The 11398-nt window shown below is 73.5% G+C and carries 8 protein-coding genes and 1 pseudogene; 6 read left to right on the forward strand and 3 right to left on the reverse strand.

Features of this window, described 5'->3' with window-relative positions; translation table 11 throughout:
• Nucleotide 1 precedes the first annotated feature (1 nt).
• Both ACIG3E_RS34320 and ACIG3E_RS34325 read right to left on the reverse strand, forming a co-directional pair.
• Complete coding sequence (locus tag ACIG3E_RS34320; protein ID WP_399623744.1) at nt 2-1984, reverse strand: alpha-glucuronidase; 1983 nt, start codon at nt 1982-1984, stop codon at nt 2-4.
• Nucleotides 1985-2556: 572 nt separating this feature from the next.
• Nucleotides 2557-3105: a hypothetical protein gene (locus tag ACIG3E_RS34325; protein WP_399623723.1), complete on the reverse strand. Its 549-nt coding sequence runs from the start codon at nt 3103-3105 to the stop codon at nt 2557-2559.
• A 145-nt stretch (nt 3106-3250) separates the two neighbouring features.
• Between ACIG3E_RS34325 and ACIG3E_RS34330 the strand changes: the two genes are divergently transcribed.
• Entirely contained in the window at nt 3251-3916 is a 666-nt protein-coding gene (locus ACIG3E_RS34330; protein ID WP_399623725.1) for a histone deacetylase, read from the forward strand.
• An 8-nt stretch (nt 3917-3924) separates the two neighbouring features.
• On the opposite strand, the gene ACIG3E_RS34335 is transcribed toward ACIG3E_RS34330, so the two are convergent.
• On the reverse strand, nt 3925-6246 hold the full coding sequence (locus tag ACIG3E_RS34335; protein WP_399623726.1) for a collagenase: 2322 nt from the start codon (nt 6244-6246) through the stop codon (nt 3925-3927).
• Between the two features lie 319 nt (nt 6247-6565).
• On the opposite strand from ACIG3E_RS34335, the gene ACIG3E_RS34340 reads away from it, so the two are divergent.
• From ACIG3E_RS34340 to ACIG3E_RS34360, 5 genes and pseudogenes are all read left to right on the forward strand, one after another.
• Nucleotides 6566-7969 (forward strand): aminopeptidase P family protein, encoded by a 1404-nt coding sequence (locus tag ACIG3E_RS34340; RefSeq protein ID WP_399623727.1) that lies wholly within the window; start codon nt 6566-6568, stop codon nt 7967-7969.
• A 141-nt stretch (nt 7970-8110) separates the two neighbouring features.
• Nucleotides 8111-9295, forward strand: a complete 1185-nt coding sequence (locus tag ACIG3E_RS34345) for an NAD(P)/FAD-dependent oxidoreductase (RefSeq protein ID WP_399623729.1) — start codon at nt 8111-8113, stop codon at nt 9293-9295.
• Nucleotides 9285-9605, forward strand: a complete 321-nt coding sequence (locus ACIG3E_RS34350) for a (2Fe-2S)-binding protein (RefSeq protein WP_138958101.1) — start codon at nt 9285-9287, stop codon at nt 9603-9605. The genes ACIG3E_RS34345 and ACIG3E_RS34350 overlap by 11 nt, the downstream gene beginning before the upstream one ends.
• Complete coding sequence (locus tag ACIG3E_RS34355) at nt 9586-11133, forward strand: FAD-dependent oxidoreductase (protein ID WP_399623732.1); 1548 nt, start codon at nt 9586-9588, stop codon at nt 11131-11133. Before ACIG3E_RS34350 ends, ACIG3E_RS34355 begins: the two co-directional genes overlap by 20 nt.
• A 142-nt stretch (nt 11134-11275) precedes the next feature.
• A pseudogene (locus ACIG3E_RS34360) lies at nt 11276-11398 on the forward strand (dihydrodipicolinate synthase family protein); the annotation flags it as partial.

Raw genomic sequence — 11398 nt, forward strand, 5'->3', positions numbered from 1 at the left:
GTCAGTGGATCCGCCGCCCTCGCGCGTCGGGCACGCCTGACTTGCGCCAGAAGTAGCTGTTGATCTGGTCGCGCCACTCGCGGGCGCACCGCAGCTGCTCCTCGTAGCGCTCGACGACGCGGGCGTGCACGTCGGGGCGGACGAGCCCGGTGAGTGAGGCCCACTCGGCGCGCGCCGCCTCGACCTCGGCCACGCCGTCGAAGTGGGTGTCGTAGATGTGCTGGATCACCGTCTTGCCGCTGTGCAGCACGTGCTCGTACGGCACGTGGTGGAAGAACAGGAGCAGTTCGTCGGGGCAGGTGTCCTTCGTCTCGTACGTCCGCGCCCACGGCTTGGCGTACTGCCCGGCGAATCCGGTGCCGGTGGCGCGGCTGCGGTCGACGCCGACGCCGTCGCGGTCGGCGAAGTGGTAGGTGCCCCAGGGGCTGTATTCGTAGCCGTCGACGCTCGGGCCGTAGTGGTGTCCGGGCTGCACCATGAAGCCGACGCCGAGGGGTGCGGTGTACTTCTCGTACGTCGCCCAGGAGCCTGCCATGACCGACCGCAGCCCGGTGCGCAGCCGTTCGGGGGCGTCGCCCCGGGCCGGGGTGAAGGTCAGCTCGATCCACTCGCCGAGCAGCCGGTCCGGGTCGGCGTCCGGGTCCCAGGCCAGGCGGCCCAACGCGTACAGGTTGAACTGGGCGAGCGGGTGGCCGGTCCAGTACGGGTCGTCGCCGACGTTGGACACGGCGACCAGGCCGCCGTCGCCGACGACCCGGCCGACTGTGGGTCCGCCCTCCCCCTGTGGCCTGTGTCGCAGCACCTGCGACCACATCGGGGCGAGCGCGCACACGTGCCGCTGCTGCCCGGTGTACTCCTGGGTGGCCTGCAGCTCGACGGCGGTGCGGGTCGCGGGCAGGGCCCCGATGACCGGCGAGACGGGCTCGCGGACCTGGAAGTCCATCGGGCCGTGCTTCACCTGGAGCACCACGTTGTCCCTGAACTGCCCGTCCAGCGGGACGAAGTGGTCGTACGCCGCACGCGCACGGTCGGTGGCGCGGTCGCGCCAGTCCTGGCGGTGGTCGTAGACGAAGGCCCGCCAGTGGACGGTGCCGCCGTGCGGGGCGAGCGCGTCGGCGAGCAGGTTGGCGCCATCGGCATGGCTGCGGTCGTAGGCGAACGGCCCCGGCTGCCCTTCGGAGTCGGCCTTGACGACGAAACCGCCGAAGTCGGGGATGCGCGCGTACACGTGGTCGACGGCGCGCCGCCACCAGTCCTTCACGCGCGCGTCGAGCGGGTCGGCGGTGTCCAGCCCACCGAGCAGGACGGGTGCGGCGAAGCTCACGGAGAGGTACGTGCGCACCCCGTACGCCCCCAACTCGCCCGCGAGAGCCGCGATGTCACCGATGCGGTCGGTGAGGAGGCGGGCCTCGGAGGCGTGCACGTTGACGTTGTTGACGGACAGGGCGTTGACGCCGCAGGCCGCGAGGAGGCGGGCGTAGGCGCGCACCCGGGGCAGATCTCCGCGTGCCCTGCCCTCCCGCCAGAACAGTGATCCTCCGGCGTAGCCCCGCTCGACCTGGCCCATCACCAGGTGCACGTCGACGTTGTCCCAGTGGTTGAGCATGCGCGAGGCGAGCGCGGGCCGGTGGGTCTGCGGCGGCGCGGCGGTGAAGGCTGCCTCGCCGAGCCGCACGACGTGGAAGTAGCCGTACAGGAGCCCGGCGGGGGTGGCGGCGGTGACCGTGGTGCGCTCGGGTGTGCGCTCCAGTGTGAAGCCCTCGGGGCCGGTGTCCGCGTCGGCGGTGACCGCCAGGAGCAGGTCGCAGGGGTCGTCGTCGCGCACCGGCGTCCCGCCGAACCTGACGCGGGCGTGGGCGACTTCGGCCCGTACCGTGTCGGCGAGGGCGCCCTCGCCGCAGACGAGGACGCGCCGTTCGCCCACCGGACGCAGCACCTCGTCGGGCAGCCACGCCGGGTCGACGCCGTCGGGGAGGCCCCTCATCATGACTCGGCCACACCTTCCTCCCACTCCTTGATCCTGCGCGGATGGCTTCCCGGCGCACTGAGCGTGCCGCCCGTGGGCCCCTCCAGGCGCAGAAATCCCCGCGCGACGCGGCGAGCCACCTGAACCGGCGTCAGGAGGTGTGTGCTGGTCGGCATACGGCGAACCTACGCGTCCCGTCCGGCTCAGTCGTGGGCTGGAGTCGTCCAGTGCCACTACGAGGGTGCTCTGCCCCTCGGGCAGTCGGTTCACACCCCATACGGCCGGGCCACGTCACGCGACCTGCACGCCTTACTTGTGCGCCGGGCTAAGGAGGCCGCGTGGGTGGTCGACAGGGTGGCGAGGCCGTACAGTTCACCGCTGCTCAGCGGTACGGCGCCGCGCAGACGGTAAACAGCGCCACGTCCACCGCTCGCGGCCACCAAGGCCAGGGCGTCCGCGTCGGCAGGGTCGCGGCGACGGTCCAGCCGCCGCGCCGCGACGGGCCACCCGCTGACCTTCGAGGCCTGCCTGGGCGACGAGCCGGTGCCGCCGTCGGTGTCACTCGACCAACGGCGGCCCCAGGCCGGTGACTAGCGCAGGCCGCTCTGGCTGCGGCCGTCCAGCTTGCCGTTGGTGAACGCGAACGACGCCACGCCGAACGGCGACTTCTGCTCGCACGTGTAGATCGCCGACTTCACGCCCTTGGCCTGGGAGTCGGCGGTGCGCACACAGACGCCCTTGCCCGCGATGGTGTGCATCTGGGCGATGGTCTTGCCCTTGGTGATCTTCTTGTACTTGGCCTTCGTCATCTTGCCGTTGGACTCCTTGCCGTCCAGACCGGCCTGCGACTTGATCTCCAGCTTGCCGTTGCCGAAGAAGAAGTCCGCCTCGCTGAACCGCTTGTTGCCCTTGCACGTGTAGGTCTTGCTGGAGTAGCCCGGGTAGCTGCTGCTCGCGGTCTTCTTGCAGGCGCCGCTGCCCGCGACCGCGTGCAGCTTGGCGATGGTGGCGCCCAGCTTCACCTTGTCGTACTCGGCACGCGTGATGGTTCCCGTGCCCGCCGCCTGCGCGGTCGGCGCCAGGGCGGCGGTGAGAGCGGTGGCGAGCAGACCGGCGGTGACCAGGCTCTTGCGCGACATTCGAGATCCTCATTCTTGCGCGAAAAGGGCAGGGCTGAGGGACGTCACGAAGGCGCAGCCCCCCACCCTTCGAACAAGGCGAAGTATAGGGATACGTCGATCTTCATTTCGAAAACTTTTGATCAATCGTGACGCATACTGGGTGATGAGCAGCACACCGCACACGGAGCCTCATGTGCCGAGTTCCGACCCGGGCCGGGAGCGCGTCTGGTACGTCTCCTACGGCTCGAACATGCACCTCGACCGCCTCATGGCGTACATCGCGGGCGGCAGGCCCCCCGGCTCGTCCCGGGACCACCCCGGCTGCCGCGACCGGCGGCCGCCCGAGGTCTCGCGCGCCGTGGAGCTGCCGGGCGCCCTGTACTTCGCGACGGAGTCGGCGCTGTGGACGGGCGGGCGGGCCTTCTACGACCCAGCCGCCGACGGCCTGCTCTACGCGCGAGCGCACCTGGTGACCCGCGGCCAGTTCTCCGACATCGCCGCGCAGGAGATGTACCGCGCCCCGGGCACCGACCTCGATCTGACGGCGGTGGTCCGGGACGGCCGCGCCCGCCTCGGCCCCGGGCGCTACGAGACGCTGGTGTGCCCGGGGCTGCTCGACGGCCTGCCGCTGCTCACCTTCACGGCGCCCTGGCGCCTCGCCGACGTGGCTCTCAACCCGCCTGCGGGCGCCTATCTGCGGCACTTGGGCGCGGGCCTGATGGAGACGGCGGCCTGGGGTGAGGCCGCCGTCTCCGCCTACCTCGCGGCCCGCCCGGGCGCCCTGGGTCACTGGACGGCCGAGCGGGTCGCGCGGCTGCTCGCGCGCTGACCTGTGGGTCAGCCGCGCAGCGGGCCCTCGCAGCGGAAGTCGGACGTGCCGCCGCGCCCGTCGGTCCAGATGTCCACGGCACCGAACGAGCAGTTCATGTCGGTGAGGTTGTTCTCACCGCCCTTGGCGCGGTCGAGGATGAAGTAGTCGACCGTCTCGGACATGTCCTTGAAGACCAGGTCCTCGTCCTGGGAGTCAGTGAGGCGGGCCGTGATCCGTCCCGTGCAGGCGAAGCGCGGGCGGTCCTGCGAGCCGCCGGACGCGCACTCGGGGGTGTTGCCGGTCGTCGCCTTGATGGAGTCGCGGACCTGCGCCGCCGTGGTGGCGCGCAACTCGCCCACCGGCACGTACGTGGTGGCGGGCACGAACAGGTCGTCGACCTGGGCGATCTGCTCGTCGAGGAAGGCGTCGTACTCGGACTGGAGGTGCGTGTCCCTGCCGACCCGGTCGCGCCAGGCGTCGAAGCCCGTCGGGTCGTCCTTGCGCAGCAGGCGGTACATCTCCTGGAGCTCGGCGGGGTGCTCGGCCCACAGGTACTCGAAGAACGTGCCCGCGTAGTTGTAGAAGCGGAAGCCGTCGCCGTCGTAGGTGGCGTGCAGGAGCTGGTTGACGGTCATCCGCGGGCCGCCGCCCGCGGTGTCCGCGATGATGCCCTTGACCAGGGACTTGCGGACCTTGATGCCGTCGTCGCGGGTGGCGCCGTCGAAGAACTCCGCGGTGCCCTCGTCCATGGCCGTGGTCCGGTCGCCCTGGTACCACGGGCCCTCGCCGAAGGAACCGGGCACCGCCCAGCGGCCGTTGAGGTAGTGCGTGTACTCGTGCCGGAACAGCTCTTCGAGGGTGAGCGAGGAGTCCTGCGGGACGCGGCGCTGGTAGGTGTAGAAGGTGGCGCCCTTCTCGATGTACATGCCGCCGTTGTCAGTGCTCAGGCCGGTCAGGAGCGGCTGGAAGTTCTCGTACTCGGCGCGCGAGGAGTACAGGACCACGCGCAGGCTGGAGTTGGTGTCGCCCTTGAGCGGCTCCTGGGTGCCGACCACGCGGTGGAACTGCGCCTTGACCTGCTGGCTCGCGTAGTACAGCTGGTCGACGGTGGGTCGGTCGAGGGCGTGGCGCACCACGATCCCGTCCGTGCCCTGCTTGCCGTAGTTGTACGTCTGCGGGAACAGCTTCTTCTCGATGTCCTCGCGGCACACCTTGTACGGGGCGCAGGCCTCGAACTCCACCAGCCAGGTGGCGACCTTCGCCCAGGGCGCGCTGAGGTTGCCGAAGGTGCGGGCGGTGACGTCCAGGAGCCCGCCGAGCCCCGAGACGATCTCGGTGCGCAGCGCCTCGACCTGGCCCATGCGGCCGTACTCCAGGAGGGCGTCGCGCGCCGCCCAGGCGTTGTCCGTGCCCTTCAGGTGTCCGTAGCCCGCGAACGCCTTGAACGCGGCGCGGTAGGAGGGGTCGGCGGCGACGGCCGCGTGGAAGGCGGTGTCCCGGTTGCCGGGGTAGATCCCCAGGTAGTTCAGGGAGAGCGCGGCGAGGGCCGAGCCGCCCCAGGAGCGGTTCTTGTAGGTGTCGGACCGGTCGGCGTCCATGGTCTTCAGGACCCGTTTGACCAGGGGAAGTTGGTGCTGGCGCAGGCCCGGCGCGCTCGCCGCGTACAGGGCCTCGCGGAGCGTCTCGGCGTTCGTACCGGTCGCGTCGAAGGTGCGGGCGGCCGAGCCGAAGGCGTCGATGGCGGCCCGCATGGCCGCGACCGTCGGCGGGTCGGTGACGTCGATCTCGTCGCGGGAGAAGTCGTGGTACGCGACGGCGTGCAGATAGGTGAACATCTCAAGGAGGTGGCTGGTGTTCTTGCCGTCGTGACTCGCGGCGAGCGCGCTGATGCGCCGCGACACGGCCTGCACGTGCGCGTCGGACATCACCGGGGCGAGGCGCCGGTCCCAGGTCCAGATCAGCGAGCGCAGACAGCCGTCGGCGGTGACGGCCCGGTCGGCGAGGAAGTCGGCCAGGCCTTCCGGGGAGAGGCGGGTCAGGTCGTCGAGCGTGCACCCGGCGGCGGACCGCTGCTTGGGCTTCGGCGTACGGGGGCCGGGGACGCGGCCGTCGGTGAGGCCGCCGGGCGCCGGGAGCCGCCGGGCCTCGGGCTTGGGCGCCTTGGCCAGGCGGTCGGCGCGGTCGTGCGGGTCGGGCGCGGCGGGTCCCGGTCGGGCGGCCGCCTGGCGTATCGCGTCGCCGGACGCGGACGGGGTGTCCGCCTGGACGAGCGGGGCGGCGGTCACGCAGAGGGTCACCGCCGTCGCGGCGGTGAGCAGGGATCTGCGCAGGGTTCTCGAAGGAAACACGGAGGGCTCCCAGGGTGGGGGTCATGGGAAAGCACGCGGGGCAGGGGCGATGGGCGCCCAACTGCCCGCCTTGTAACGGCACTTGGCGACGGGGGCCCGTCGGGGAACCCAACGCCATGTGACGCGTAACGTAGTAATGTGAAATTGCACTGACAAGGGGTCAGGCGCTCCGTTATCCAGCTGTGTCCCGACCGAACCACCCACCGCGCCCGGACCGGACCGCCCGCCGCGCCCCGGCCGAACGGCCCCGGGCGGGCGGCCCCGGGCGGGCGGCCCCGGGCGGGCGGCCGGGTCACCCGGCTACCGAGGAGGACCATCCATGCCCGAGACCACGACCGACACCCCCGGCCCGCCCGCGGCCGACACCCCCCGAGCCCCCGGCACGGTCAGCCACGACCTGCCCGCCTCCCCGGAGTTCGAGCAGTTCATGGCGGGTGACTGGGCGCCGAGCCCGCTCCCCGGCGACCTCCGTCTGACGGCCGCCGACGTCACCCCGGGGCGTCGGGCACGCCTCTCCGCCCGCTTCCCCGGGGAGCGGCTCGTCATCCCCGCCGGGGAGCTGCGGGTGCGCACCAACGACTGCGACCACCGCTTCCGGCCGCACAGCGCGTACGCGTGGCTGACCGGCCTCACCGGCGAGGAGCAGGCCGGGCACGTCCTGGTCCTGGAGCCCGACGGGCCGCACCGGCACGAGGCGGTCCTGTATGTGCGGCCCCGCTCACCACGGGCCGACGGCGGCTTCTACCGGGACCGGCGCTACGGCGAGTTCTGGGTCGGCCGCCGCCCCGACCTGGACGAGGCCGAGCGCATGACCGGCATCCGCTGCGCCCACCTGGACGGTCTCGGCGCGCTCCCGCCGGGGCGCCACGCGGCGACGGACGGCGAACTCGCCGCCGCCCTGAGCGAGCTGAGGCTCGTCAAGGACGCCTGGGAGGTGGCCCAGCTCCAGCAGGCCGTGGACCACACGGCGGCGGGGTTCGAGGACGTGGTGCGCGCCCTGCCGCACGCCCTCACCCATCCGCGCGGCGAGCGCTGGATCGAGGGCGTCTTCGGCCTGCGCGCCCGCGCGGAGGGCAACGGCACCGGCTACGAGACCATCGCCGCCTCCGGCGCCCACGCCTGCGTCCTGCACTGGATCCGCAACGACGGGCCCCTGGACCCGCGGGAGTTGCTGCTCCTGGACGCGGGCGTGGAGACCGACACCCTCTACACCGCCGACATCACCCGCACCCTGCCGCTCTCCGGGCGCTTCTCCCCCGTCCAGCGGCAGGTGTACGAGCTCGTGCTCGCCGCGCAGGACGCGGGCATCGCCGCGCTGCGGCCGGGCGCGCGCTTCCGCGACTTCCACCGGGCCGCGATGCGGGTGATCGCGGAGGGACTCGCGGAGTGGGGCGTCCTCAAGAGCCCCGAGGGCGACTTCCACCGCCGCTACACCCTGTGCAGCAGCGGCCACATGCTCGGGATCGACCTGCACGACTGCGCGCAGGCGCGGACCGAGGTCTATCTGGACGGGGTCCTGGAGGAGGGCCAGGTGCTGACCGTCGAGCCCGGCCTCTACCTCCAGCCGGACGACGAGACGCTGCCGCCCGAGCTGCGCGGCATCGGCGTCCGCATCGAGGACGACCTGGTCATCACGGCCGAGGGGGCCCGCCTCATGTCCGGCGCCCTGCCGCGCACGCCCGACGAGGTGGAGGCGTGGATGGGGCGGCTCATGGAGGGCTGAGGGGCAAGCGCCCGCCGACGGGCGGGGGCGCGTGCGCGATCCCGCGCGGGTGGGGGCCGCGTGCGGGATCCCCACCCGCGCAGGTGGGGGCCGCGTGCGGGATCCCTTGGCAACGCCGGTGCAATGTGAAATATTACTGACGTGCCCACGAGGAACTCCACGGACGTCATCGTCATCGGAGCGGGCGTGGTCGGCGCCGCCTGCGCCTACTACGCGGCCCGCGCCGGACTCCACGTCACCGTGATCGACCGCGGCCCCGTCGCGGGCGGGACGACGGGTGCGGGCGAGGGGAACCTCCTGGTCTCGGACAAGGAGCCCGGCCCGGAACTCGATCTGGCCCTGCTCTCCACGCGGCTGTGGCGCGAGCTCGCCGACACCCTCGGACCGCGCGTCGAGTACGAGGCCAAGGGCGGCCTCGTCGTCGCCTCCGACGCCCACGGCCTGGCCCCCCTGCGCGAGTTCGCCGCGCGGCAGGCCCGGTCCGGCGTCGCCGCCGACGAGGTGCCCGCCGACCGGCTCCGCGACCTGGAGCCGCATCTCGCGCCCGGCCTCGCGGGCGGCTTCCACTATCCGCAGGACGCGCAGGTGCAGCCCGCCCTCGCCGCCGCCCAGCTGCTGCGCGCGGGCGGCGAGCGGGTGCGGCTGCGGCTCGGCGAGGAGGTCACCGGCGTCCTCACCGGCTCCGGCGGGCGGGTGCGCGGAGTGCGGACGCCCTCGGGCGACCTCCACGCGCCGCACGTCGTCAACGCGGCGGGGACCTGGGGCGGCGAGGTCGCCAGGCTCGCGGGAGCATTCCTGCCCGTGCTGCCCCGGCGCGGCTTCGTCCTGGTCACCGAGCCGCTGCCCCGCGTGGTCCGGCGCAAGGTGTACGCGGCGGACTATGTGGCCGACGTCGCCAGCGACTCGGCGGCGCTCCAGACCTCCGCCGTCGTCGAAGGGACTCCGGCCGGGCCCGTCCTGATCGGCGCGAGCCGGGAGCGGGTCGGCTTCGACCGCTCCCTGTCGGTGGCGGCGCTGCGGCGCCTCGCCGCGCAGGCCGTCCGGCTCTTCCCGGTGCTCGCCACGGTGCGGGCCATGCGGACGTACGCCGGGTTCCGGCCCTACCTCCCCGACCATCTGCCCGCCATCGGCCCCGATCCGCGCGTCCCCGGCCTGCTGCACGCCTGCGGGCACGAGGGGGCCGGGATCGGTCTCGCCCCGGCGACGGGGCACCTCGTCGCCGCGCTGCTCGGCGGCGGCGAACTCCCCCTCGACCTCAAGCCGTTCAGACCCGAGCGGTTCGACGAGGGCACCCACCCCAGAAAGGAGCCGGGGCATGGCGCGTGACCGCACCCCCGCCGACCTCGTCGGGGCCGCCCCCGACGCCGCGTTCGAGATCAGCTTCGACGGGCGCCCCGTCCCCGCGTTGCCCGGCCAGTCCGTGGCCGCCGCGCTCTGGGCCGCGGGCGTCCTCGCCTGGCGCACGACCCGGGTCGGCGGGCGGCCGCGCGGCGCGTTCTGCGGCATCGGCCAGTGCCACGACTGCCTGGCCACCATCAACTCCCGCCCGAACCGGCGGGCTTGTCTGGTCCCGGCGCGGCCCGGCGACGCGGTCACCACACAGGAGGGACACGGGCATGCGGGACTCGGCGTCTGAGACGGCTCCGGAGCACCGGGCTCACCGGGCGCACGAGGGGCCGTACGACCTCGCCGTGATCGGCGCCGGTCCCGCGGGCCTCGCGGGCGCGGTGACCGCCGCCGAACTCGGCCTGTCCGTGGCCCTGTTGGACTCCTCGGCGCAGCCCGGTGGCCAGTACTACCGCCACCCCGACCCGGCCCTGGGCGCCACCCGCCCCGAGGCCCTGCACCACGACTGGGCGGCCTTCGCGGACCTGCGCCACCGCCTGGACTCCGGTACGGTCACGCGGCTTGCACGCCACCACGTGTGGACCGTCGTACGCGAGGACAGCGGGGACAGCGGAGACGGCGGGGCCGCCGAGGGCGGTGAGGACCTGTGGGCCGTGCACGCCGTCACCGGCTCGGACGGATGCGGGGGCGGGGAGCGTCCCGTGCGCCTACGGGCCCGTGCGGTGCTGCTCGCGACCGGTACGTACGAGCGCCACCTCCCCTTCCCCGGCTGGACCCTGCCGGGTGTCGTGGCCGCCGGAGGGGCCCAGGCGATGCTGAAGTCCGGGCTCGTCCTGCCGGGCAGCCGGGTCGTGGTGGCGGGCAGCGGGCCGCTGCTGCTCGCCGTGGCCGCGTCGCTCGCCTCGGCGGGGGCCCAGGTGCCCGCCGTGGTGGAGGCGTCGGGCTACCTCGCGTACGCCCGTGAGCCGCGCGCCCTGCTGGCCAATCCGCACAAGCTCCTGGAGGGCGCGACCCACGGCGCGGCGCTGCTGCGGCACCGGGTGCGGCCCCTGGTCCGCAGCGCGGTGACCCACGCGCACGGCACCGACCGCGTGGCGGCCGTCACGGTCTCGCGGCTCGACCGGGACTGGCGGCCCGTGCCCGGGACCGGCCGCCGCATCGCCTGCGACGCCCTCGCGATCGGCCACGGCCTGGTCCCCCAGCTCGAACTGGCCACCGGCCTCGGCTGCGCGACGCGGCGCACACCGGACGGGACCCACGCGCTCGCCCTCAACGCCCTCCAGAGCACCTCGGTGCCCGGCGTCTACGCGGCGGGCGAGGCGGGCGGCGTCGGCGGCGCCCCGCTCGCCCTGGCCGAGGGCGAGTTGGCGGGCATCGCCATCGCCGCACGCACCCTGGGGCGGCCCGCGCTGCTCGACGGCCCGCGCGTGCGCGAGCTGCGGCGGCGCCGACGCCGACTGCGCGCCTTCGCCGAGGTGATGGCGCGCGCCCACGCCCCGGGCGAGCGCTGGACGCGGTGGCTCGACGACGCGACGGACGTCTGCCGCTGCGAGGAAGTCACCGCGGGCAGCGTGCGCGAGGCGATCGACGTCTACGGCGCCCGGGACGCCCGCACCGTCAAGCTCCTCACCCGCGCTGGCATGGGCTGGTGCCAGGGCCGCATGTGCGGCACGGCCGTGGCCTGCCTCGCCGCGGGCGCGGCCAGGGCGCCGCAGTCACCGCCACCGGAGCGCAGACCGCTGTCGGTGCCGGTGCCGTTGGGGGTGCTCGCCGCGGTGGACGGGGACGAGGAGGGCCCGCCGATGGCCGACGGGTAGTACCGCCCCTTCCCGCGCCGGACTACCGCCCCTTCCCCGCCGTCCCCGCACCGGGCGGTTGTCGGCCGCTCAGACCTCTCAGACCTCTCAGACTCCACGCCCCGCCCAATGAAATGTCACACATCACAGAAGGGTTCTCTTCATGACCACCTCCCCCTCCCCCGCCGCCTCCTGGACTCCGGAGCGGCCGTGGCGCGGCATCATGGTCGCTACCGCGTTGCCGTTGCGTGATGATCTGTCTGTCGATTACGACGCCTATGCCGAG

This window comes from Streptomyces sp. NPDC053474, assembly GCF_044544845.1.
GTDB lineage: Bacteria > Actinomycetota > Actinomycetes > Streptomycetales > Streptomycetaceae > Streptomyces.

Coding starts and splice junctions, on each gene's coding strand:
- ACIG3E_RS34320 (WP_399623744.1), bottom strand. CDS start 1,984: ATGAGGGGCCTCCCCGACGGCGTCGACCCGGCGTGGCTGCCCGACGAG.
- ACIG3E_RS34325 (WP_399623723.1), bottom strand. CDS start 3,105: ATGTCGCGCAAGAGCCTGGTCACCGCCGGTCTGCTCGCCACCGCTCTC.
- ACIG3E_RS34330 (WP_399623725.1), top strand. CDS start 3,251: ATGAGCAGCACACCGCACACGGAGCCTCATGTGCCGAGTTCCGACCCG.
- ACIG3E_RS34340 (WP_399623727.1), top strand. CDS start 6,566: ATGCCCGAGACCACGACCGACACCCCCGGCCCGCCCGCGGCCGACACC.
- ACIG3E_RS34350 (WP_138958101.1), top strand. CDS start 9,285: ATGGCGCGTGACCGCACCCCCGCCGACCTCGTCGGGGCCGCCCCCGAC.
- ACIG3E_RS34355 (WP_399623732.1), top strand. CDS start 9,586: ATGCGGGACTCGGCGTCTGAGACGGCTCCGGAGCACCGGGCTCACCGG.